This window comes from Mesorhizobium sp. WSM4833, assembly GCF_055811095.1.
Map to the genome: position 1 here is coordinate 406,736 of NZ_JBVVQG010000004.1, position 21,617 is coordinate 428,352.

Here is a 21,617-nt window from a genome sequence, read left to right on the forward strand (position 1 = left end):
CTTTAGTTTTTTGTTTTGATGCATGTCGTTGCCCCAAAACCGGATCCACTTTTGGGCGACATACATCAGCGAATACGGGTCTCGGTCGCCGGATCGAAGAACACCGCCTTTGTCAGGTTGAAGGCGAGCGGCGTGTTGGTGCCCGGCTGAATGTTGGCGTCGGCGCGCAGCCGCGCCACCACGCCCTTGCCGCCGAGATTGGTGACGGCGAAGGTGTCCGAACCTGCCGGCTCGACGACCTCGATGTGACAGTCCGCGGTTGCGATGTGCGAGGCGTTGCGCTCGGCACCTTCCGGATCGGTCAGGGCCTCGGGACGGACACCGAAGATGATCGGCTTGCCCTGGAATGCCGACAGGCCCGCCGGCGCATTGGCCATCGGCAGGTTGATCGGCTCGCGCGCCTCGCGCTGCAGCACGACGGACAACGCATTGCCTGACGTACCGATCGTCGCCGGGATCAGGTTCATCGCCGGCGAGCCCATGAAGTCGGCGACGAAGAGATTGCTCGGGTTGTTGTAGATTTCGGCCGGCGTGCCGAACTGCTGCACCTCGCCGTCGCGCATCACGGCGATCTTGGTCGCCAGCGTCATCGCCTCGATCTGGTCGTGGGTGACGTAGACGATGGTGGTGCCGGTGGTGGCATGCAGGCGCTTGATCTCGATGCGCATGTCGACGCGCAGCTTGGCGTCGAGGTTGGACAAAGGCTCGTCGAAAAGGAACAGTTTGGGGTCGCGCACCAGCGCCCGGCCCATGGCGACGCGCTGGCGCTGGCCGCCCGAAAGCTGGCTCGGCTTGCGCTGCAAGAGGTGGCCGATCTGCAGCACCTTGGCCACCTTGTCGATCGCCTTCTGGCGCTCCGCCGCCGGCACGCCGCGCATCTCCATGCCGAAGGAGATGTTTCCGGCCACCGTCATGTTCGGGTAGAGCGCATAGCTCTGGAACACCATGGCGATGTCGCGCTTGGAGGGGTGCAGATCGTTGATGGCGCGGCCGTCGACCCGGATTTCGCCCGAGGTGATCGTCTCCAGGCCGGCGATGGTGTTGAGCAAAGTGGACTTGCCGCAGCCGGAAGGGCCGACCAGCACCAGGAAACCGCCTTTCTCGAGCTCGACATCGATCCCTTTCAGGATCTCGACCTGGCCGAAGCGCTTTCTCAGACCATCAATTTCCAGAAAAGCCATCAGATCATCCTTTGACGGCGCCAGCCATGAGACCGCGCACAAAGTAGCGGCCGGCGAGCACATAGACGAGAAGGGTGGGCAGTGCCGCGATCATCGCGGCGGCCATGTTGACGTTGTATTCGACGACGCCGGTCGAGGTGTTGACGACGTTGTTGAGCGCCACCGTCATCGGCATCGCGTCGCCGGTGCCGGCGTAAGCCGAGGCGAACAGGAAGTCGTTCCAGATGTTGGTGAACTGGTAGATCACGGTAACGACGAAGATCGGCATCGAGTTCGGCAGCATGATGCGGCGGAAGATCTGGAAGAAGGATGCGCCGTCGACCTGTGCCGCCTTGACCAGTTCGGTCGGAAACGCCTCGTAGTAGTTGCGGAAGAACAGCGTGGTGAAGCCGATGCCGTAGACGACGTGGACGAAGACCAGGTTGACCGTCGGGTTGCCGAGACCGAAGCTCGTTCCGACCGAGTTCTCCAGTGTGACGCCGAAGCGGCCGAGGCTGCCGAGGATGGTCGCCATCGGCAACAGCACCGACTGGAACGGAATGAAGCAGGCAAACAGCATCAGCCCGAACACCAGCGTCGCGCCGCGAAAACGCCATTTGGTCAGAACGTAGCCGTTCAGCGCGCCCAGCATGGTCGAAATCAGAACGGCCGGAACCACCATCTTGATGGAGTTCCAGAAATAGCCCTTGATGCCGGCGCAGGTGAGGCCGACGCAGGTCTCGCCCCACGCCTTCAGCCACGGGTCGAAGGTCGGCGCCTTGGGCAGCGCCAGCATGTTGCCGTTCTGGATCTCGTCCATGGTCTTGAACGAAGTCACCAGCATGACGAACAGCGGCATCAGGTAGAACAGCGCAAACAGCGCCAGCAGCCCGTAGATGACGATGCGGTTGATGACCTTGACGTTGACGCCGCCGGAGGCCTGGCGGGCCGGAGTGGTGACGGCGCTCATCGCGGCTTCTCCCGCAGTTCCGAATAGAGATAGGGCACGATGATGGCGACGATGGTCATCAGCATGATCACCGCACTGGCCGAGCCGACGGCCATTTCGTTGCGCTTGAACGTGTACTCATACATGAAGTTGGACGGCAGCCACGCCGAGCCGCCGGGCCCGCCGCTGGTCAGTGCGACCACGAGATCGTAGGACTTGATGGCGAGATGCGCGAGCACGATGAAGGCCGACAGGAAGATCGGCCGCAGCAGCGGAATGACGATGCGGCGATAGAGCTGGAAGGTGGTGGCGCCGTCGATCTGCGCGGCCTTCATGATCTCGCCGTCGATGCCGCGCAGGCCAGCTAGGAACATCGCCATGATGAAGCCGGAGGCCTGCCAGACGCCGGCAATGACCACCGTGTAGATGACGAAATCCTTGTTCTTGATCCAGTCGAAATGGAAGCTCGTCCAGCCCCATTGATGCAAGGTCTGCTCGAGACCGAGGCCGGGATCGAGGAACCATTTCCAGGCGACGCCGGTGACGATGAAGGACAGCGCCATCGGATAGAGATAGATCGGCCTCAACACGCCTTCGCCGCGGATCTTCTGGTCGAGCAGGATGGCCAGGAACAGGCCGAGCGCCAGGCAGATCGCGATGTAGAGGAAACCGAAAATACCCATATTGGTGATCGACGTGTACCAGCTCGACGGCGGGTCTGTGTCGAAGGTCCAGCCCCACAGCCGCTGATAGGCGCGCGAGCCGGTTAGGACATAGGACGGGAAGGTCTTGGAATTGGTGAAGGACAGATAGATCGTCCACAGGATGAAGCCGTAGACGAAGACGATGGTGATGGCGAAGCTCGGCGCCAGCACGATCTTCGGCAATGCGTCCTGCAGGCGCGAGCGCACCGAGGCGCGTGGCCGCGCATGCTCCGGCGTCAGCTTGATCTGGCTTGTCGCTACCGTGCTCATGGGGCTCCTCCCGTCGACTCGCGGCCAACCAGCTTCGCGGATCTATGTTCGCGGATCTGGGCCTTCCCCGCCGGAGCGGGGAAGGCGTTTTTGGCGCGTGGCGCTTACTTGGCGTCGTCGATCGCCTTGACCAGCTCGGTCACGGCTTCGTCCGAGGTCTTGATCTGACCATGGACGAATTTGGAGACGACATCCTTATAGGCATTGGCGACCGCCGGAGGCGCGCCATAGCCCTGGGCCAGCGAGCCGAACAGCGTGCCGCCTTCATTGGCTGCCTTCAGGTCGGCGATGCCCTTCTTGCCGCAAGCGTCGAAGTCGGTGTCCGGAACGTCGGTACGGGCCGGAACCGAACCCTTGACGACGTTGAAGGCCGACTGGAAGCTCTTCGACAGGGTGGCGGTGGCCAGTGCGACCTGGGCGGCCTTGCGGTCGTCGGGAACATTGAACATGCCGAACATGTCGGAGTTGTAGATCACCGAGCCGTCGGTGCCCGGGAAGCGATAGCACAGGAAGTCGGTGCCCGGGGTCTTGTTGGCGGCGTGGAACTCGCCCTTCGCCCAGTCGCCCATGACCTGCACCAGGGCATCGCCCTTGATGACCATGGCGGTGGCAAGGTTCCAGTCGCGGCCCGAGAAGTTGGGGTCGACATAGGTGACGAGCTTGGCCAGATTGTCGAACGACTTCTTCATCGTGTCGGACTTCAGGGACTCGTCATCGAGGTCGTTGAAGGCCTTCTTGTAGAACTCGGGTCCGCCGGTCGACAGCACGACGGAGTCGAACATGGTGGCTTCCTGCCAGTTCTGGCCGCCGAGAGCGAGCGGGATCACGCCTGCCGCCTTGGCCTTGTCGAGCAGGGCAACGAAGTCGTCGAAGGTCTTCGGCTCGGTGCCGCCGATCTTGTCCAGGACGGCCTTGTTGATCCACAGCCAGTTGACCGAGTGAACGTTGACCGGCGCCGCGACCCACTTGCCGTCATAGACCGAAAACTTCTGCAGGGCTGCCGGAACGGACTTGTCCCAGCCTTCCTTCTTCGCCGTTTCGGTCAGGTCGCCCATGACGCCGGCGGCTGCATAGTCGAGCACGGTGTAGCCGAGCATCTGCGAGGCGGTCGGATAATTGCCGGCCGCGACCATCGCCTTCAGCGCGGTCATGGCGGCATCGCCGCCGCCGCCGGCCACCGGCACGTCCTTCCAGGCATAGCCTTCCTTGGCCAGATCACCCTTGAGGACGTTGAGAGCAGCCGCTTCGCCGCCCGAGGTCCACCAATGCAGCATCTGGACTTCCTTGACGTCCTCGGCGTGGGCCGCGAAAGCCAGGCCCGACGCGAGAGCCGTTCCGATAAGCAGTTTGCGCAACATGTACTTCCTCCCTTGTTGCATTACACGACCGGCGGATGCCGCCGGGTTCTTCTCAACTCAGCCGACCCACCACCCGGTGCGCTGGCCGCGATGAAACTGGATTGTCTTTTCCTCGGTATAATCCTCGACGGCGCGTTTGCCGAGTTCGCGTCCGAGACCGGACTGCTTGTAGCCTCCGAAAGGCAGCTCGGGATAACCTTCCATGAACGTGTTCACCCAAACGGTTCCCGAACGCACGCCGCGCGCGACCGACATGCAAGTGTCGATGCTGGCGCTCCACACGCCTGCCGACAAACCATAGGGCGTGTTGTTGGCGATGTGCAACGCCTTTTCAATCGATTCAAAAGTCAGCACCGAGAGCACCGGGCCGAACACTTCCTCGCGCGCTATGGCCATGTCCTCGGTGACGCCGCGGATGATGGTGGGATCGAGGTATTGACCGATATTGGAGGCCAATTGCTTGCCTCCGCTGTAGATGCTGCTGCCCTCGGTCGCGGCTGCCGCAACGTAACCGGCAACCTTGGCCAAATGGTCGGACGAGATCATCGCGCCGACCTTGGTTTGGTCATCGAGCGGATCGCCGACCGTGACCCTGGCGGCAAGCGCCTTGACGGCGCTGAGAAAATCGTCGGCGATCGCCTCGTGCACGATCAGCCGGCTGCCGGCATTGCAGCACTCGCCGGCATTGAAGAAGCCGCCGAACACCGCCGCATCGGCGGCCGCTTCGAGGTCGGCGTCCTGGAAGACGATCTGGCCGTTCTTGCCGCCGAGCTCCATCGAGACTTTCTTCAGCGACTGCGCGGCGGATGCCATCGTCATCTTGCCGACGCGGGTGGAGCCGGTGAACGAGACCATTTCGACCAGCGGGTGGCTGACCATCGGCGCACCGACATCGGCGCCAAGTCCGGCCAGGATATTGACGACGCCGGCGGGCAGGCCGGCCTGCATCAGGATGTCGCCGAGCACGAAGGTCGAGGCCGAGGTCATTTCGCTCGGCTTGACCACCGCCGTGCAGCCGGCGGCGAGCGCGAAGGGCAGTTTCTGGCTGACGATCAGGAACGGGAAATTCCACGGGGTGATGATCGAGACGACGCCGATCGGTTCGCGCAGGACGACACCCAGCATGGCGTCGCCGAGATTGGCGTAGGTTTCACCATGCAGGGTGCGGGCAAGCGAGGCGGCATAGCGCCAGATGTCGACGGCGCCGCCGATCTCGCCGCGTGCCTGGGCGATCGGTTTGCCCGATTCCAGTGCGTCGAGCCGGGCGATGTCTTCCAGCCGGCCCTCGATCAGATCAGCTGCCTTGAGCAGGATCCCGGCACGTTCGGCCGCCTTCATGCGCGGCCATGGACCCGTTTCGAAAGCCCTGTGGGCGGCAAGCACAGCGGCTTCCACTTCGGCCTCACCGGCCTGCGCATAGTGCGAGACGGTGAAGCCGTGGCCGGGGCTGTTTCGAGCAATCGTGCGGCCGTCGCGGGCATCGACATGCTTGCCGTTGATCAGCAGCTTGTAGCCTTTCGGGGCTTCGGCCGCCTCGGCCGGCATGGCGATCTTCAGGGGTGCGTTCATATGTTTGCTCTAGGATCTCGAAAAGGCCGGCTTCTGCTTGGCCTTGAAGGCATCGACGCCGGCCTTCAGATCGCCGGTCAGGGCGATGAAGCCGCTGGCCAGCGCTTCGGTGGCGGCGGCACTTTCCTCGCCTTCGGCGACCGCGATCATCAGCTTGGCGGCTTCCGTCGCCAGCGGGCCGCGCTCGGCGATCTTTTCCGCCCACGCCTTTGCTTCTTCGTGTGCGTTGCCAGTTGCGACCACCCGGTCGACGATGCCCAGGGCGAGTGCCTCGGGGGCGAGAAGGATCTCGCCGCCCAGCGCCATGCGGCGCACCGTCTGCGCGCCGAAGCGGCGCACGGCGCGCTGCGTACCGGACCAGCCGGGCACGACGCCAATCGAGGTTTCCGGGAAGCCTAATTTCACTTGTGTTTCCGCCACGCGCAAGTCGCAAGCCGCAGCCAGTTCCAGGCCGCCGCCAAGCGCATGGCCGGACAGGACGGCGATTGTCGGCTGCCGCAGCCGCGCCAAGCGGTCGAAGACGCGGTGGCCGTAGCGCACCCACTGCACCTGGAAATCGGCGGCACTCATCTGCGCCCAGGCTTCGACATCGCCACCGGCGCAAAAGCCCTTGCCTTCGCCGCGCAGCAGCACGACGCGGACGCCCTCGGCCATCTCGGCCGCGTCGAGCGCCGTCTCTAGCGCCCGCAGCATCGGAATGTCCAGTGCGTTGAATTTCTCCGGCCGGCGCAGCGTGATGGTACCGATGGCGCCATCCTGCTCGAAGGTGACGAGAGGCTCAGCCACGCGCGCCTCCGACCGAGGCGCCGCCATTCAGCGACAGGCCTATCGGTTGCTCCTGATAGAGGGCTGCCGGTGTCGTCTTGAGGTCCCTGGCAACGGCCAACGGAATTTCCGACTGGGCCAGCACATCACGCTGCAGATCGATGCCGGGTGCGAGTTCTGTGACGACCAACCCCTCCGGCGTCAGCTTCATCACGCAGCGTTCGGTGACATAGGTGATGTCCTGTCCCTGCGCCACCGCGCGCTTGCCCGAAAACGAGATGTGCTCGACTTCGTTGACCACCTTCTTGACCTTGCCCTCGTGGTCGATGCGGATGCCGCCATCGGCCAGAGACAGCTTGGCGCCGGCATTGAAGAAGCCGGAGAAGACGATCTTCTTCGCCCGTGCGGTGATGTCGACAAAGCCGCCGGCGCCGGCGGTGACATGCGGCCGCGCCGAAAGCTTCGAAACATTCACAGAGCCGTGTCGATCGATCTGCAGGAAGGACAGCAGCGAGGCGTCGAAGCCGCCGGCCTGGAAATAGATGAACTGGTGCGGCGAGGGCATGAAGGCGTCGGCGTTCGATGAGCAGCCGAATTTGAAGTCGAGCAGCGGCACGCCGCCGACCGCGCCCTGTTCGATCACCCAGGTAATTTTGCCGTGCTGGCCTTCCTCGAGAAGGATGCGCGGCACATTGGCGGAAATGCCGAACCCGATATTGACGGCCATGCCGTCGCGCAACTCCATGGCGACGCGGCGCGCGATCACCTTCTGCACGTTCATCTCCGGCGTGCGGAAGCTCGACAGCGGCCGGAAGATTTCTCCCGAGATCGCCGGGTCATAGGGTGTCAGCGTCGTCTGCAACTGGTCGGGCGCAACGACGATATGGTCGACCAGGACGCCCGGCACGCGCACGTCATGCGGTTTCAGCGTGCCGTTCTCGACGACGCGCTTGACCTGCGCGATGACGATGCCGCCATTGTTGCGGGCGGCGAGCGCCTGTTCCAGTCCGCCGAGATAGGCGCCCTCATGCTCGTAGGTGAGGTTGCCGCGCTCGTCGGCCGACGTGGCGCGGATGATCGACACCTGCGGCAGGATAGAGCGGAAATAGAGCCATTCCTCGCCGTCGAACTGCTGCACCGAAACGATCGGCTCGCTGGCGGCGTCGTTCATGGCGCAGCCCTGGTGGCGCGGGTCGGCGAAGGTGTCGAGACCGACTTTGGTCAGCACGCCCGGCCGCTTGGCCGCGGCTTCGCGGTGCATATCGAACAGGATGCCGGACGGCACGTTGTAGGCGGCGACCGAATTGTCGCCGATCATCTTCCAGATCTGCGGCGGTTCGGAAGAGGAGGGGCCGGACGGGTAGGAGCCGCACAAGGTACGCTTCAGCAGTCCCGGCTTGGCCAGATGGTCGATGCCTTTGATGCCATACATGTCGCCGGCTGCGATCGGGTGCAGCGTGGTGATGTTCTTCGGATGGCCTTCTGCGTCGAAGCGTTCGCCGATCGCGGCGAGCACCGCATCGGGGCAGCCGAGGCCGCTCGACGAGGACACCGACACGACCATGCCGTCCTTGACCAGGCCGGCTGCCTGCGCCGCGGAGACCACCTTGCTCAATTCATACTCCCGAATTCAGGGTCGATTGCGACCGCCTTGCCTGATTTCGCGGTTTGCAATGCTGCTTCGGTTGACGCCGATGACCAGATGCTGTCCTCGCCTTGCGCGCGGATGGCGTTGATCATGAACTGCCTGACGATCGTGCTGGCGCCGATCAAGCTCCATTTGACGCTCATGCAGCGCCTCCCGAACCGGCCGCCCTGTTTCGAATGCGGCGATCCGGGCCGCAGCTTTCCCTGACCACCAGATTGACCGCGCCGATATGGTCTTCGGCCCGTGTGGTGCGCGACTGGATCATTTTCAGCATGACATGGGCGGCACGTTCGCCAAGACCCGCCGAGTCCACCGCGACGCTGGTCAGAGCCGGCATGTAATGCTCGGCCTCGGCCACATCGTCGAAGCCGACGATGGCGAAATCAACTCCGGGCTCAAGCGCGCGCTTGCGCAGCGCCAGCATGGCGCCAAAGGCGACGGCGTCGTTGAAGCAGAGTGCCGCAGTCGGCGGTTCAGCCATTGCGAGAGCGGTTTCGAGGCATGCGATACCACCTCTGCGGCTGGTCTCTCCCTCGACGACCAGAGTGTCGCGGTCGGAGATGCCCTGCGTCTCGCAGGCTTCGCGAAATCCGCCAAGCCGCTCGTGATAGACGACGAGATCGGACGAGCCGCCGAAGAAGACCAGCCGGCGATGTCCCTTGCCGATCAGATGAGCGGTGGCGAGATAGGCGCCGCGATGATTGTCGGGCGCGATGACCGGAATGCGGCTCTCGGGAAGCCGGCGCATGGCGAAGACCACCGGCAGACCTGCCGTCTCGATCCGCCTGAAGGCGCCCGGCGTCGTGCCGCGAGCCGGCGACACGATGAGGCCGGCGACGCCTTGCTCCATCAGCGACTTCAGCACTTCTTCCTGGCGCACCGGATTTTCCGCCGTGTTGGCGATGAACGGCACGATGCCGGCCGACTGGAAGACCCGCTCCATGCCAACCGCCAGCTCCGCGAAGAAAGGATTGGTGAGATCGTTGATGACCATGCCGATGACGTTGGAGTGCGCCTTGCGCAGATTGGCGGCGCCGCGGTTGTAGACGTAACCGACATCCTCGATCGCCTTGCGCACCTTGCTCGCTGTTTCGGGCCGGATCAGTCCGCTGCCCTGGAGCACGAGCGATACCGTCGATTTGGACACGCCCGCTTCGCGGGCGATGTCGAATATCGTCGCCTTGGCCCGGTTGGCCATCCAGATGCATCCTCCCGACTGCAGGCCCAAAACTATTGGAACGTTCTAATCTCTGCTCCGCTCGTGAGTCAATCGGGATTTTTCCCGCGCCTCGAACATCGATTGTGCGTACTCAAATGGCATACTCCATAAGGCTTTCTTGTTGCAATGCAGCATTTCATCCTGCAGGGAGTTCGAATCTTAAAGGTCCTTGATTTATTGGAACGTTCCATTTAGTAGCGTTGTGAAGGGAGCGATGGATGGACATTTCCTTGCCTGGTGAGGGTGGCGGCAGCACCCGGTACACGCTGGTTGGCGAGCCCGTGCAGCCTGACATCGGCGCGCGATTTTCGCGTATCGCCTATGCCGCCGCGCACGTCGTTGCCGATCCGCTCGCCATGACCGATCCGTGGTCCAGACCGGTGATCGACTGGGAGAGGACGATGGCGTTCCGTCACCATCTGTGGCGGCTGGGCTTTCGCATCGCCGAAGCGATGGACACGTCGCAGCGCGGCATGGGCTTCGACTGGACAAATGCGCAGGAATTGATCCGCCGCTCGATCGCCGAGGCGCGCACGGTCGATGGCGCCGATCTCGCCTCGGGCGCCGGCACCGACCATCTGGCGCCCGCCGCCGCCAAAACAATCGATGACGTCATCAAGGCCTATGAAGAGCAGTTCGCTTTTATCGAAGGGCTCGGCGGCAAGGCGATCATGATGGCCAGCCGGGCGTTGGCGGCAGTTGCCAAAGGGTCGGACGACTATGTCAGCGTCTATGACCGCATCCTGTCGCAGTCCTCCGGCAAGGTCATCCTGCACTGGCTGGGCGACATGTTCGATCCGGCGCTCAGGGGCTATTGGGGCAGCGAGAATTTCGAGGTCGCTCTCGATACAGTCGTTGCCATCATCGAACGCCACGTTGGCAAGGTGGAGGGGATAAAAATCTCACTGCTCGATGCCGGCAAGGAGGTCGCGCTGAGAAACCGTCTGCCGGACGGCGTCGTCATGTTCACCGGCGACGATTTCAATTATCCCGAACTGATCGCCGGCGACGAGAAAAGGCACTCGCACGCATTGCTGGGTATTTTCGACGCGATTGCGCCAGTTGCCAACGCGGCGCTGGCGAAACTGGCGGAAGGCGACCGCGCCGGCTTTGACGCGTTGATGGCGCCGACCGTGCCGCTGTCGCGAAAGATCTTCGAGGCGCCGACCGAGTATTACAAGGCCGGCATCGTCTTCATGGCCTGGCTGAACGGCCATCAGGATCATTTTGCGATGGTCGGCGGCATGCAGTCGGCGCGCGGCATCCGTCACTATGCCGACGTGTTCCGCCTTGCCGACCAGGCCGGATTGCTGGCCGATCCGGAACTGGCGGTGACCAGGATGAAGAGCCTTTGCACCGTCGCGGGCGTTTGAAGCGCGGAAAGTGGTTCTCATCATCGACGTGACAGGCCAGGAATGCCGGGCGTCGCTAACGTCTCCGCCACAGCCAAAAAGGCGCGATTGCCTCGTCTGGATGAAAAATGGGCTTGGTCGCCCTTCCCAGATCGGCAGGTGGCATTCCTGCGGGATCATGGTGCGTCAGGTCGAGAAGCAGCGGCCCAAGCCGATCCGGATCGACAGTTTCGGCCGACATGGTGTGTGGCTTGTTCTCGTGCGCAACAAGCCAGTGCAGCGCCTGGACCAGTCCCAGTCCCTCGGCTGTCTTGTGTTGCCAGAGATTGTCACCGACCGAAGACAGGACACGGGCCAGCGACGTCCAGCCTTGCAAGGTAAACATGGCGTAGTGCCTGGGGCGCGTGCGGGACAGTTCCCTGGGCAAGGAGCCATCGGCTGCGATCTGGGTTGCTAGTCTCTCCCGAGCATAGAGGCTGATCTTGGCCAGGGTGGCGCTGTCGCCAAGAAACGTGGCGATCGATGCCCGCTGCAAATCGTAATATGTTCCTTGGTTGCTGCTGCTGCAGAAGGCCGTCGCGGCTGCCGGCGCGGTGTCCAGCCATTCGCAGTAGGGACCGAGCCAGGCTCTGAACGCATCGCGATCCTCGTCGCCCAGTACTCCTGTTCGCTCGAGCAGGCGTACGGCATCCAGGAAGAAATAGAAATCCTTCAGCTCGATGATGCCGTGGCCGGACCCTTCATTGTTGTCGTGGCCCGACCGCACCTGCGCATAGCGCAAATGCGGGTTCATTCTTGTCCTGGGATCGATAAACCATGCGCGAATGAGCCTGGCGGCGTGGACGGCATAATGATGCCCATCAAGCACGGTTGCGGCGAGCGCAAGCACGGTTGTGTCGTCGAAGACGCGCTGCAAGCGTGTGCGATCGTAGGTTTCGCTTCCTGCTGCATACAATGCCGTGCCGGGCACGCGTTCGCCATCGCGCCGGATATAGGGCAGGCCGTCGGGTCTGTCGGGGTCGGGCCACCAGTAAGGCGCGGGGTGAAAATAGTCCTGGGGATCCCCGCTGGGGGCTAGGCCAGTCTTGTCGAGCACGCTGAACGGACCGCGGGCGAGTGCCTGTCCGGCCGCGGTTTCGAGATGGTGCAGGATGGGCCCGTCCTTCACCGCGTTGGCCAGGGCGTCTTCGTCATAAAAGGCCAGGCGGGAGGTATCAAGCCGAGCGGCGACTGCCTTGGCGTCACATTGATCGACCATATCGACGATCGCCTGATCGCGGCTGACCAGACGAGCGACGAAGCCGGCCTTGCCGATCTCGAGATGCGAACGCCCTGAATCCAGGCGCGCCACCCAGCCCGCTTTCTGGAGCAGCCCGGCATCCGCTGCCCGGACCGGGCGTGGGAAATCCCAGGCGTCGTCGCGGTAGCGGTCCCAGGGGCCGGGAACTGCCAACCGCCACAGCATCTCGATTTTTGGCCGCCTTCCGTAACCATAGTTTTCGTCGAACAGGTGCGTGGTATCGGCTCGAAATATGATCTGCGGCTCCTCCTCGACCGGCGGCTGGAAGCTCTGGTCCAGCAGAAGCGCATTGTCGACAATGCGCGCCATGGGCACCACAGCGTAGGGAAGGTGCGGGTTTTTCTCGATCGCGGACCGTATCCGCTGGAACGCAGAGTCTGTCAGGTAGCAGTTCCCGTCCCAGGGCATCAGCCATTTTGCCCTGTCGCGGGCAATCGCGAGCGCGGCGTTGCGAGCCCCATTGTTGTTCATCACATAGAGGTTCTTGCTGCGGCGGATGTGCGTTTCGTAACGCGCGGACTGTCCGCTCGCCCGGCCCTTCTCTGAGAATCGGAGGTCGCCGGCAACAAGCTGGTCGACGTCCCAGGATATCTTCCGGTACTGATCGAGTTCGAAGGGGATTGTATGAAAATTCTGGCGGCGGCTTTCGAGCAGGCCGATGATCCGGGCTTCCTCGTCGGTGTCGACTATTCGATTGACGATCCAGAATTTTTCGCAGGCGTCGAAGACCGGTTCGTTGTCCAGAATGAACAGCACGTTGTCGAATGACTGGCCCTTGCGGTGTCGCGGTTCCAGATCATTGCCGATGATCCGGACGAGCATGAAGCTGTCGGCGATCTGCGAGATCGGCGACGCCGTGTAAGTCTCGCGGGCGGCCTCGATCCGCTTGCCGAGTTCGCGCCGGTATTCAGCGTTCTGCTTTGCGGAAATGAGCGCGTTGCCCAATGTCGACCACGGCGACCGCAATTGCGTGCGCACACGGTTCAGTTCGCGATATATCTTCGGCCAGGACGACGGTTTTGTCCTACCGGGCTGTGAGCTCATGACGGCACGCAGGGAGACCGGATCCCGATCACCGCCTCGGGGATGCGCGCGGTTTCGCCAATCATTCCGACTTCGACTCTGGACCATTTCTGAGCGTGAGGCGACCAAGCCCTGAATTGTGCGACACGATCAATCATGGAAAACGTCTCTCGCATGTAACGTTGCGAATGTCCTGTTACGTTCTGCTGCATAAGTGACGGCAGGTTGCCAGGCAACGCCGACAGGACAATGCGATAAATCAAATCCGAAAACCACATAGCATGGCAAATGCCCCGGCATCGGCGATTCGCCTTCACGCAAAGGCAAGCTCGCAAAAGATGCGCCGGTGATCGCAATTTTCTTGGAACCAATCCTCCCGGCGCGCGACCAAGCGATGTGTCCAAACATGGTCAGCTTGTGGCGGCCGCATTCGGCCGCCATTGCATCGAATGCATGAGTTATCTGCCACTCCCCGCATATCACCTCACGGCCCTAGCCTCGTCCGTCCTGCATTGTTGAACCCGACAACCCTTTGCTTACTATATGGTTTTCCAGGCCTTGCCGGCTGCTCCTATGCGTGCTTACTTGTGGTTGTTTTCATGAGGGGGATACAATCATGCGTTTTCTACTTGCTGCGGTCGCCATGCTGTCGTTCGCCGCCACCGCGGCTCTGGCCGATCCAGCTTCGGACTTCAAAAGAGCCGATCAGGCATTGAACCAGACCTTCAAGCAAATCCAGAAGCGGCTTACGGATGATTCCGACGGCAAGGCACGGTTCGTGAAAGCGCAGAGAGCGTGGATTGCGTTCCGCAACGCCGAATGCACGTTTCAATCCAGCGGTGACGATGGTGGCTCCGCGGCGCCGATGGTTGCCGCTGCTTGTCAGGCTGACCTGACCAAGGCCCGCACCAGGCAGTTGAAGGCCTACCTGAACTGCCAGGAGGGTGACCTCTCTTGCCCGGTGCCATCAGAATAATCTGGAGTGACAAAATGCCGAATTTCAAGATGAGATATGTGCTGATCGCGCTTGTGCCGTTGGCGGTTGCCGGTTGCGTCAGCGCTGAGGATCAGCGCGCAATGGATCAGCAACAGTGCGCGTCTTACGGCTACAGGCCAGGAACCAACAGGTTTGCCGACTGCATGATGCAACAGACCTCACAACGTTCAGAAGATGAGCAGCGCTCATTGGATCGCATGGCCGCGCAAGAACAGAGAGACAAGGATCGCAAGGAAGCGCGTCGAAAGGACGACAGCTACATCGATCCAAGGCCGAGTTACGACAAGGACGGCAATCCGAATTTCGACACTCAAGGCAATTACCAAGGGTGTCACGGCGCGGGATGTTTGGTCGACAATCCAGACAATAACGATGACGATGACCAGTAGGCTGGCTCCGCGAGGCTCTCCTTCCTGCCCCCTATAGTCCGGACCTTAACCCAATCGAGAAACCCTTCGCCAACTTCAAGCACTACATGCGGCGTTGCGCCAGGTGCAGGCTAGAAGTCAACCCAAATGCGAACCGCTCTACCTCTGGCGAACAGCCGGGAAATGCCGATCCTGCACACGCGATCCGCGATTCCATCTGCTTGAAGGATGGTTCCGGAACTTTTTGCCGCAATGGCAGGTTCGAGCGACATGACGAAACTATCTGACCCTGGCCCGCCGTTCCCAGCAAGCTGCACGGCGGCCAGGACATCCCGGAAGAAGATCATTACTGCGGGCAGAAGGTTGACCAGCGCGATTTACTCCAGGTGTTCTGGAGGAAGAGCCGGGGCATTGAGCGCTGAACCGAGCCAGCTGCAACGATCATCGAATTCCCCCGAAGAAAGTACCTGCCTCTAGAAGCGCTTTCGGATCAGGGGCCGTTTCAGGGCAAAGCGGGCGATATTGTCGAGCGTTCTTGGCACCGCCATCTCCCCGATGCCCTCAATGGCGCCCTTGGCCGCTGCGTCCTCACGAAAGCGCACTATCCATTCTTCCGTGAGGCTGTCCCGTTGAACAGTGAATCTCGAATTGGCGGTGTCTTCCGGGACCTGGACGCCCATATAATCCGCCACAGCTTCCAGATAGGGCCGTGGGTCTTGCTGCAAATCTTCGTAGACGAATTGACGACAATCCAGCCCCGCAAGTTGTAGGTAGGACCTCCAGAACGCATAGCTTCGATCAATCTGGAAATACGCTTGGCTGATGTCGGCGAAGCTATAAGGAACAGAGCGCGGATTGACTTTCCCTTCGTGCCGGCTCGTCCACACTCCAGACATCCTAGCTCGGTAGAACGAAATAGCTTGCTGAATTCGGTCGCGACGTTCCAACAAAATGAATTCCAAGCCGTGTTTTCTTCGAATCTCGAATAGAAAATCCTTTCCGAATTTCTCCTTACACCAGGCCAGATGGCGCGGAAACAACTTGATCGCAAACCGCCCGTTGTCGGTCGACGCTTTCTCGATGACCGCTTTTTCAAGATCATCATAGGTGCGGGGATCGAAACGTAGATAGGCCGGATCAAGCCATTCCTCCGACCGTCCCATCAGGCCAGTTGCGTTCGTCAGGCTTCCCAGCCAGTTCGAACCGCTTCTTCCCTCTGTAAGAATCGCAGCGCCCCGCATAAACTCCTCACTTCACCTTGTCCCGCAACGCATGCCGCAAGGCCCGCTTACCTTCAACCCAAATCAGCGCTGCGTTCCCGCCCCATGTCCAGGAACACCGTGTTCAGCTTATTGCCGCCGTGATCTTCGTTGCCAGCTTGTCGGCGTCACCAGGGCTTTGGCTGGATTCTAGACCAGATGACCACGCAATTCATCTAGGACGCCGCATCGGCCGCCATCGTCATCGTGGGCGTGTTCGCCGTCGCCGACACGTCGCCACGCGATTGCTGCGCCTGCCCAGGAGTGTCCTCTGTCGAACAACCGTGAGGGTTGTTTTCGCCGCCATCACTATTTTTGTGAACCAATTCACCCGAGGCGCGACCAAGTGATGTGTCCAAACATGGTTCATCAAGGAGAACGTCTTATGTTTACTGTCTCGAGAAACGTCTTTTTGGCCGCCATCGCCGTTTCGGTGCTGGCCGGCTGCAAGACAACCGCTCCCAGGGAATGCGACAAGCTGAAGCCTGGCGTCACCTATAACGGCAAATGCTGCGGCATCGGCGAGCCTTGCCGCGAAGGCAAGGGCGGCGGCGACAGGCCGGGAAATACGCCTGATCCAGCGCCGCAATGATCTGATTGCGTGTCGCCCGTTCCGGTCAGCGCTGGGACGGGCGCGTTGCGCTCGAAAGCTCGCCAACGTCCAGCCTCCCCTTGAGGCACCGAAATCGTCCACCTCTGTGTAACGCGCGCCCTGGACGGCCCTGTGCCACGCTGTGCCCAGCTTATCCCAAGTGAGGCGTTCTTCCGCCACCGCCTCGACGCTGCTCATCCCGCGCGTCATGCCCACGCGCTTTGTCTGGCGAGCCGGCCAGCATGTCGATCCAAGTCTGATTTGTCTGGTTGGATGGTGGGCGTGACAGGGATTGAACCTGTGACCCCTGCAATGTCAATGCAGTGCTCTCCCGCTGAGCTACACGCCCATCCGAAGCCGCGCATACACCATTTTTGATCCAGCGCGTCAATAGCAGGAAAAAGGAAAGAAGGCGTCGTCTCGCCGCAGTGGCGAAGAGGTGCGGCGCCTCGCCTAGAAAACGGCTCAGGCCGCCTGCAGCATCTTCTCCACCTCATTGACGAGGTCGCGCAGATGGAATGGCTTCGACAGCACCTTGGCGTCTTTCGGCGCCTTGGAATCCGGGTTCAACGCAACAGCGGCGAAACCGGTGATGAACATGACTTTCAGATCGGGATCGATCTCGGTGGCGCGGCGCGCCAGCTCGATGCCGTCCATCTCCGGCATGACGATGTCGGTCAGCAGCAGCGAGAACGGTTCTTCGCGCAGCCGCTCATAGGCGCTGGCGCCATTGTCGAAATCGCTGACCTGGTAACCGGCGCGCTCCAGCGCCTTGACGAGGAACCGACGCATATCGTCGTCGTCTTCCGCCAGAAGAATGCGTGCCATGATATCCCGTCCGAATCACCCGCCCGAGATTGCCGTTGGGCAAGCCCGTTAACCATCCTGTATATGAGGAGGTGAGGGTAAACATCAAGTGAACGCGGACGGCGATGATCCATATTTGCCGGGGGGTGTGCCGCCGCTGAAATGCTGGACACGCGGCCTGCAAGGTGGCACTTTCACATCATGATGCACTGGTGTTTTCGGGTTCGTTCAAATTGAAGACGGCAGCCGAGGATTTTTCGGTCTTTCCACCCTTCGAAATCCGGTCGGGCGCCGAGCAGCGCGTCCCCTTCCTCTTCAACTCGCCGCATAGCGGCCGCTATTATCCCGAACGCTTCCTGGCCATGGCAAGGCTGGACCGCAACGCCATCCGCCGGTCGGAAGACTGTTACGTCGATGAGCTGTTCGGCGGTGTCGTGGCGCTCGGCGCGCCGCTGCTGGCGGCGAATTTTCCGAGGGCCTATCTCGACGTCAATCGCGAGCCGTGGGAGCTCGATCCTCGCATGTTCGCCGAGCCAGTGCCGTCCTTCTGCAACATCCGCTCGGCGCGGGTGGCGGGTGGGCTTGGCACGGTGCCGAAGCTGGTCGGCGAGGGGCTCGACATCTATTCCGGCCGCCTGCCGCTGTCGGAAGCCGTTGCCCGGATCGAAACCGTCTACAAGCCCTATCACGAGACGCTGAAGCGGCTTTTGACCCGGACCCATGCGCGGTTCGGTTTTGCCGTGCTGATCGACTGTCATTCGATGCCGGCGAGCATCCGTGTCGGCGACAGCGGGCTGCGGCCCGACTTCATCATCGGCGACCGTTTCGGCATCTCGGCAACCGCCGCCCTGACCGAGACCGCGATCGGCCTGCTCAGCGCCATGGGCTATTCGGTTGCCCACAACAAACCCTATGCCGGCGGCTTCATCACCGAGCATTACGGCCGCCCGGCGCGCCATCTGCATGCGCTGCAGATCGAGGTCAATCGCGGGCTCTACATGAACGAACGGACATTCGAGAAGGCCGCCGGCTTCGATGCGCTGGCCGACGATCTGACGCGGTTCTCAGCCGACCTGATGTCGATGCCCGACCATCATTTCATCGACCTGCCGCTGGCCGCGGAGTGAAATCGCGGCGTAAAAAAAGACCGCATCGTTTGCACGATACGGTCGAAGTCTAGGGAGGAAACGCCCAAGGAGGGCATGGACAGGAAACCCTGTCCGAGGTCAAGGGTATTGTGCGTTGCACAAATGTCAAGCGACCTTCAGGCTTTTTTAATTCACTCTGATGTGGAAATTGCGTTTCGACGACGCTTATGTGACATCCGGGCAACAGATGTCGTCGCGGAGAAGTCGTCGAACACACTTGTTTTGGTACGAAATTGGCGGCAGAGCACGGCTCGGACATGCTGCAGTGCGGGAGAATCAGTTGGACATCAGTGTCGATTTCATGCGCCGCATCGCGCAGGTGGCAGGGGCGGAGACCTTGCCGCGCTTTCGTGCCCAAGGCGCGGTCGCCAACAAGGAACAGGGCAGTTTCGATCCGGTCACCGAGGCCGATCGCGAGGCCGAGCGCGCTATCCGGGCGCTGATCTCTGCCGAGTATCCCGACCATGGCATTCTCGGCGAGGAGCATGGCAGCGAGAACATTTCGAGCCGGCATGTCTGGGTGATCGACCCGATCGACGGCACGCGCGCCTTTATTTCCGGCCTGCCGGTGTGGGGCACGCTGGTCGGGCTGACGGTCGACGGTGACGCCGTTGCCGGCATGATGGCGCAACCCTTCACCGGCGAGCTGTTCTACGCCAACGCCTCAGGTTCGCACTATGAGGGGCCGGGCGGGCCGCGAAAACTGACGACCCGCAAGACGACGAAGTTGGACCAGGCGACGCTGTTCACCACCACGCCGGCGCTATTCAAAGGCGAAGCGCGCAACCGTTACGATGCATTCGAAAGACAGATCCAACTCGCCCGCTATGGCGCCGATTGCTATGCCTTCGCCATGATCGCTTCGGGAAGCGTCGATATCGTCGCCGATCCCGGTCTGAAGCCATACGACATCGTGGCGCTGATCCCGATCATCGAGAAGGCAGGCGGTGTGGTCACCACATTCGATGGCGGGCCTGCGGAAAAGGGCGGCGATGTCCTGGCGGCTGCAACGCCGGAACTCCACGCAGCTGCCATGGCCGCCTTGCGCGGCTGACCAGCGACCGGCGGCCGTCAGGCCGTGGGGTCGTCGCTGCCGGGAATGAAGGCGTCGAAGGCGGCGAGCAACTGCTCGCGGTAGATATCGGCTTCCTGCAGGATTTCGTGGCGGGAGCCGTCGATCATCAGCAATGAACCGAGCCGCAGACGCCTGGCGTAGGCTTCGACAGCCCTGGTCGAGACGACCTGGTCGGCGCCGGCGGCGATGATCAGCAGCGGGACCTGGATCCGGGCCATGAAGTCGGGGTCGCTGACGGCTTCCGAAGCTTTCGCGGCTGCCCGCAGCCAACGGATCGTCGGCCCGCCAAGCGCCAGTTGCGGGTATTCTTCATAGATCCGTGTGTTGCGCCGATAGCGTTCCGGGTCCGATGTCAGCTTGTTGGTCTCGAAAGGGGCCGTTACCCTCGGCCGCGGACCCCAGGCGGCATAGAGCCGGCCGAGGCCGAGAGCGCAGAACAGGGAACAGACGCGGCGAACCGTCGAGATCGAGACCGGCAGGTCGGGCAGCGTCAGGAAGGGCGCGATCAGCACCATGCGCCGGACGCGGTTCACCATCGACGGCGCGGCCAGCAGGGTGATCAATGCGCCTGCCGAATGGGCCAGGATGTAGTAGGGTCCGCGGCAATCGGGCAGCACGATCTCCTCGAAGAACTGTTCGAGGTCGGCGGTGTAGTCGCGGAAGCTGCTGACGTAGCCGCGCTGGCGATCGCGGATCAGCCGGTCTGAATCGCCCTGGCCGCGCCAGTCGAGCGTGGCGACGCCAAAGCCACGATCGGCAAGGTTGCGGATGGTTTCGAAATATTTCTCGATGCACTCGTTGCGGCCGGTGAGCAGGACCACGGTGCCCTTCATCGGGCGAGCGACCGCGCCGAACAGGCCGTAGCGGATATTCTTGCGGTCACGCGTGGTGAAGAAGCCGCCGGCGGCGTTTTCCGGCCGCGGATTGCCCTCGATTTCGTGAAAAAGGGAGTTTTCGGTGAAAAGATCCGTCATTCGGCGCTTCGTGCTCGGCGTCTCGCATGCCCGCCTGTGCTGGCCGGCTCCGCTAAGGTGATAGACGCCCATGCGCCAAAAGCCAAGGAATTCCCGGTGACTGACTGGGCTGCAACAGGGAAGGCCGGAAGCCGCTTGAAAGCGTGCTTCCGGCCTCTGTCGATCCGGGAGGAAGGGACGTTACACCCGGTCGGCCTCGTTGCGGTGCCTGTTGTGCAATCGGCGCCGCCAGTCCTTGATCCTGGAATGGACTTTAGCGCCGGCTGCCTGAACGCGCGCCGAAGTGCCGGTTCATCTGCCGTTCATCAAGGGTCCGGCCGCCGTGGCTTTTGCCGCCAGGTGAAATCTTGAAATGCTTTCCAGCGCTCCCCAAATGTCTCGTGCGGTCGCCAATGTCGGGGCCGCTGGCCCACCCGAAACGCCGCTCAAGGGTTTCGCACCGGCCATACGCAAACCATGTTGCTCAACAGGAGAACACCTCATGCGTCACGTTGATTTTTCCCCGCTTTATCGCTCGACCGTCGGCTTCGATCGTCTGTTCACGATGCTCGATTCGCTTGCGCAGCCGGATGGCGCGCAGACCTACCCGCCCTACAACATCGAGCGCACCGGTGAGGATTCCTACCGGATCTCGATGGCGGTTGCCGGCTTCTCTGACGAGGAAATCTCGATCGAAGCCCATCGCAACGTGCTGACCGTCAAGGGTGAGCGCAAGGACGAGGGCACCGGCGAAGGCTCTGAACTGCTCTATCGCGGCATTGCCTCGAGAGCCTTCGAACGCCGCTTCCAGCTTGCCGACCACGTCGAAGTTGTCGGTGCTTCGCTGAAGAACGGCCTGCTGTTCGTCGACCTCAAGCGCAACATCCCCGAGGAGCTGAAGCCGCGCAAGATCGCCATTACGGCGTCTTCGGCCAAGGCCAAGCAGATCGAGGCCAAGACCGCTGCCTAAAGTACAAGTCTCCTCCCGAGACGGAAGCGGGGGGGGGGCGCGGCCGGGAGGGGTGTTGAGGGGGTTTTGGTTGAGGTGCGCCAGAGCGCGCCGCACGAGGGCCCGGACCGGCCCGCGGGCGCCGCCCGGAG

At 62.0% G+C, this 21,617-nt stretch carries 21 protein-coding genes and 1 tRNA gene; 7 read left to right on the plus strand and 15 right to left on the minus strand.

The window, feature by feature from the left end; all coding sequences use genetic code 11:
• Nucleotides 1-65: 65 nt before the first annotated feature.
• From AC0L2D_RS10370 to AC0L2D_RS10410, 9 genes are all read right to left on the minus strand, one after another.
• Complete coding sequence (locus AC0L2D_RS10370) at nucleotides 66-1,181, minus strand: ABC transporter ATP-binding protein (RefSeq protein WP_013529698.1); 1,116 nt, start codon at nucleotides 1,179-1,181, stop codon at nucleotides 66-68.
• Between the two features lie 4 nt (nucleotides 1,182-1,185).
• On the minus strand, nucleotides 1,186-2,130 hold the full coding sequence (locus tag AC0L2D_RS10375) for a carbohydrate ABC transporter permease (RefSeq protein ID WP_473540968.1): 945 nt from the start codon (nucleotides 2,128-2,130) through the stop codon (nucleotides 1,186-1,188).
• A complete protein-coding gene (locus AC0L2D_RS10380) occupies nucleotides 2,127-3,083 on the minus strand; it encodes a carbohydrate ABC transporter permease (protein WP_024502750.1) in 957 nt (318 codons plus the stop codon). Before AC0L2D_RS10380 ends, AC0L2D_RS10375 begins: the two co-directional genes overlap by 4 nt.
• 104 nt (nucleotides 3,084-3,187) lie before the next feature.
• Nucleotides 3,188-4,441 (minus strand): ABC transporter substrate-binding protein, encoded by a 1,254-nt coding sequence (locus AC0L2D_RS10385; RefSeq protein ID WP_013529701.1) that lies wholly within the window; start codon nucleotides 4,439-4,441, stop codon nucleotides 3,188-3,190.
• A gap of 57 nt (nucleotides 4,442-4,498) precedes the next feature.
• Nucleotides 4,499-6,010 carry an aldehyde dehydrogenase family protein gene (locus AC0L2D_RS10390; RefSeq protein WP_063168955.1) on the minus strand — a complete coding sequence of 504 codons (1,512 nt, stop codon included), beginning with the start codon at nucleotides 6,008-6,010 and terminating at the stop codon, nucleotides 4,499-4,501.
• Between the two features lie 9 nt (nucleotides 6,011-6,019).
• Complete coding sequence (locus tag AC0L2D_RS10395) at nucleotides 6,020-6,796, minus strand: enoyl-CoA hydratase/isomerase family protein (RefSeq protein WP_013529703.1); 777 nt, start codon at nucleotides 6,794-6,796, stop codon at nucleotides 6,020-6,022.
• Nucleotides 6,789-8,390 (minus strand): acyl CoA:acetate/3-ketoacid CoA transferase, encoded by a 1,602-nt coding sequence (locus tag AC0L2D_RS10400; protein WP_473540969.1) that lies wholly within the window; start codon nucleotides 8,388-8,390, stop codon nucleotides 6,789-6,791. The genes AC0L2D_RS10395 and AC0L2D_RS10400 overlap by 8 nt, the downstream gene beginning before the upstream one ends.
• Nucleotides 8,387-8,566, minus strand: coding sequence for a hypothetical protein (locus AC0L2D_RS10405; RefSeq protein WP_063173051.1), 180 nt, complete (start codon nucleotides 8,564-8,566; stop codon nucleotides 8,387-8,389). The genes AC0L2D_RS10400 and AC0L2D_RS10405 overlap by 4 nt, the downstream gene beginning before the upstream one ends.
• Nucleotides 8,563-9,621: a LacI family DNA-binding transcriptional regulator gene (locus AC0L2D_RS10410; RefSeq protein ID WP_127365982.1), complete on the minus strand. Its 1,059-nt coding sequence runs from the start codon at nucleotides 9,619-9,621 to the stop codon at nucleotides 8,563-8,565. The genes AC0L2D_RS10405 and AC0L2D_RS10410 overlap by 4 nt, the downstream gene beginning before the upstream one ends.
• 239 nt (nucleotides 9,622-9,860) lie before the next feature.
• Between AC0L2D_RS10410 and AC0L2D_RS10415 the strand changes: the two genes are divergently transcribed.
• The gene (locus tag AC0L2D_RS10415; RefSeq protein ID WP_473540970.1) at nucleotides 9,861-11,015 is read left to right on the plus strand and encodes a dihydrodipicolinate synthase family protein; all 1,155 of its coding nucleotides are present in this window, start codon (nucleotides 9,861-9,863) and stop codon (nucleotides 11,013-11,015) included.
• Between the two features lie 55 nt (nucleotides 11,016-11,070).
• Here the strand turns inward: AC0L2D_RS10415 and AC0L2D_RS10420 are convergent, their stop codons facing one another.
• Both AC0L2D_RS10420 and AC0L2D_RS10425 read right to left on the minus strand, forming a co-directional pair.
• Complete coding sequence (locus AC0L2D_RS10420) at nucleotides 11,071-13,239, minus strand: alginate lyase family protein (RefSeq protein WP_473540972.1); 2,169 nt, start codon at nucleotides 13,237-13,239, stop codon at nucleotides 11,071-11,073.
• 228 nt (nucleotides 13,240-13,467) lie between these two features.
• Entirely contained in the window at nucleotides 13,468-13,758 is a 291-nt protein-coding gene (locus AC0L2D_RS10425; protein WP_473540973.1) for a hypothetical protein, read from the minus strand.
• Between the two features lie 202 nt (nucleotides 13,759-13,960).
• Between AC0L2D_RS10425 and AC0L2D_RS10430 the strand changes: the two genes are divergently transcribed.
• Complete coding sequence (locus tag AC0L2D_RS10430) at nucleotides 13,961-14,293, plus strand: lysozyme inhibitor LprI family protein (protein WP_224621359.1); 333 nt, start codon at nucleotides 13,961-13,963, stop codon at nucleotides 14,291-14,293.
• A 14-nt stretch (nucleotides 14,294-14,307) separates the two neighbouring features.
• Complete coding sequence (locus AC0L2D_RS10435) at nucleotides 14,308-14,703, plus strand: hypothetical protein (protein ID WP_013529710.1); 396 nt, start codon at nucleotides 14,308-14,310, stop codon at nucleotides 14,701-14,703.
• 452 nt (nucleotides 14,704-15,155) lie between these two features.
• On the opposite strand, the gene AC0L2D_RS10440 is transcribed toward AC0L2D_RS10435, so the two are convergent.
• A complete protein-coding gene (locus tag AC0L2D_RS10440) occupies nucleotides 15,156-15,923 on the minus strand; it encodes a Stf0 family sulfotransferase (RefSeq protein WP_473540975.1) in 768 nt (255 codons plus the stop codon).
• Nucleotides 15,924-16,326: 403 nt separating this feature from the next.
• On the opposite strand from AC0L2D_RS10440, the gene AC0L2D_RS10445 reads away from it, so the two are divergent.
• Nucleotides 16,327-16,533, plus strand: coding sequence for a hypothetical protein (locus AC0L2D_RS10445; RefSeq protein ID WP_013529712.1), 207 nt, complete (start codon nucleotides 16,327-16,329; stop codon nucleotides 16,531-16,533).
• Between the two features lie 274 nt (nucleotides 16,534-16,807).
• Here AC0L2D_RS10445 and AC0L2D_RS10450 read toward each other — a convergent pair.
• A tRNA-Val gene (locus AC0L2D_RS10450) sits at nucleotides 16,808-16,882 on the minus strand.
• Between the two features lie 116 nt (nucleotides 16,883-16,998).
• Nucleotides 16,999-17,361 carry a cell cycle two-component system response regulator CpdR gene (gene cpdR / locus AC0L2D_RS10455; protein WP_006199474.1) on the minus strand — a complete coding sequence of 121 codons (363 nt, stop codon included), beginning with the start codon at nucleotides 17,359-17,361 and terminating at the stop codon, nucleotides 16,999-17,001.
• Between the two features lie 164 nt (nucleotides 17,362-17,525).
• On the opposite strand from cpdR, the gene AC0L2D_RS10460 reads away from it, so the two are divergent.
• Together AC0L2D_RS10460 and hisN are read left to right on the plus strand one after the other, a co-directional pair.
• On the plus strand, nucleotides 17,526-18,467 hold the full coding sequence (locus tag AC0L2D_RS10460) for an N-formylglutamate amidohydrolase (RefSeq protein ID WP_473540976.1): 942 nt from the start codon (nucleotides 17,526-17,528) through the stop codon (nucleotides 18,465-18,467).
• 301 nt (nucleotides 18,468-18,768) lie between these two features.
• Nucleotides 18,769-19,542 (plus strand): histidinol-phosphatase, encoded by a 774-nt coding sequence (hisN, locus tag AC0L2D_RS10465; protein ID WP_473540977.1) that lies wholly within the window; start codon nucleotides 18,769-18,771, stop codon nucleotides 19,540-19,542.
• A gap of 17 nt (nucleotides 19,543-19,559) precedes the next feature.
• On the opposite strand, the gene AC0L2D_RS10470 is transcribed toward hisN, so the two are convergent.
• Complete coding sequence (locus AC0L2D_RS10470) at nucleotides 19,560-20,537, minus strand: alpha/beta fold hydrolase (protein ID WP_127385173.1); 978 nt, start codon at nucleotides 20,535-20,537, stop codon at nucleotides 19,560-19,562.
• A 481-nt stretch (nucleotides 20,538-21,018) separates the two neighbouring features.
• Between AC0L2D_RS10470 and AC0L2D_RS10475 the strand changes: the two genes are divergently transcribed.
• Nucleotides 21,019-21,486 carry an Hsp20 family protein gene (locus AC0L2D_RS10475; protein ID WP_013529716.1) on the plus strand — a complete coding sequence of 156 codons (468 nt, stop codon included), beginning with the start codon at nucleotides 21,019-21,021 and terminating at the stop codon, nucleotides 21,484-21,486.
• The last annotated feature ends 131 nt before the right edge of the window (nucleotides 21,487-21,617 follow it).

What these genes read in the sequence shown, in the direction of transcription:
- AC0L2D_RS10405 (WP_063173051.1), bottom strand. Translation starts at nt 8,566, where the DNA reads ATGAGCGTCAAATGGAGCTTGATCGGCGCCAGCACGATCGTCAGGCAG.
- AC0L2D_RS10415 (WP_473540970.1), top strand. Translation starts at nt 9,861, where the DNA reads ATGGACATTTCCTTGCCTGGTGAGGGTGGCGGCAGCACCCGGTACACG.
- AC0L2D_RS10410 (WP_127365982.1), bottom strand. Translation starts at nt 9,621, where the DNA reads ATGGCCAACCGGGCCAAGGCGACGATATTCGACATCGCCCGCGAAGCG.
- AC0L2D_RS10435 (WP_013529710.1), top strand. Translation starts at nt 14,308, where the DNA reads ATGCCGAATTTCAAGATGAGATATGTGCTGATCGCGCTTGTGCCGTTG.
- AC0L2D_RS10445 (WP_013529712.1), top strand. Translation starts at nt 16,327, where the DNA reads ATGTTTACTGTCTCGAGAAACGTCTTTTTGGCCGCCATCGCCGTTTCG.
- AC0L2D_RS10470 (WP_127385173.1), bottom strand. Translation starts at nt 20,537, where the DNA reads ATGACGGATCTTTTCACCGAAAACTCCCTTTTTCACGAAATCGAGGGC.
- AC0L2D_RS10425 (WP_473540973.1), bottom strand. Translation starts at nt 13,758, where the DNA reads ATGGCGGCCGAATGCGGCCGCCACAAGCTGACCATGTTTGGACACATC.
- AC0L2D_RS10385 (WP_013529701.1), bottom strand. Translation starts at nt 4,441, where the DNA reads ATGTTGCGCAAACTGCTTATCGGAACGGCTCTCGCGTCGGGCCTGGCT.
- AC0L2D_RS10430 (WP_224621359.1), top strand. Translation starts at nt 13,961, where the DNA reads ATGCTGTCGTTCGCCGCCACCGCGGCTCTGGCCGATCCAGCTTCGGAC.
- AC0L2D_RS10475 (WP_013529716.1), top strand. Translation starts at nt 21,019, where the DNA reads ATGCGTCACGTTGATTTTTCCCCGCTTTATCGCTCGACCGTCGGCTTC.
- AC0L2D_RS10440 (WP_473540975.1), bottom strand. Translation starts at nt 15,923, where the DNA reads ATGCGGGGCGCTGCGATTCTTACAGAGGGAAGAAGCGGTTCGAACTGG.
- AC0L2D_RS10390 (WP_063168955.1), bottom strand. Translation starts at nt 6,010, where the DNA reads ATGAACGCACCCCTGAAGATCGCCATGCCGGCCGAGGCGGCCGAAGCC.
- AC0L2D_RS10375 (WP_473540968.1), bottom strand. Translation starts at nt 2,130, where the DNA reads ATGAGCGCCGTCACCACTCCGGCCCGCCAGGCCTCCGGCGGCGTCAAC.
- AC0L2D_RS10370 (WP_013529698.1), bottom strand. Translation starts at nt 1,181, where the DNA reads ATGGCTTTTCTGGAAATTGATGGTCTGAGAAAGCGCTTCGGCCAGGTC.
- AC0L2D_RS10380 (WP_024502750.1), bottom strand. Translation starts at nt 3,083, where the DNA reads ATGAGCACGGTAGCGACAAGCCAGATCAAGCTGACGCCGGAGCATGCG.
- cpdR (WP_006199474.1), bottom strand. Translation starts at nt 17,361, where the DNA reads ATGGCACGCATTCTTCTGGCGGAAGACGACGACGATATGCGTCGGTTC.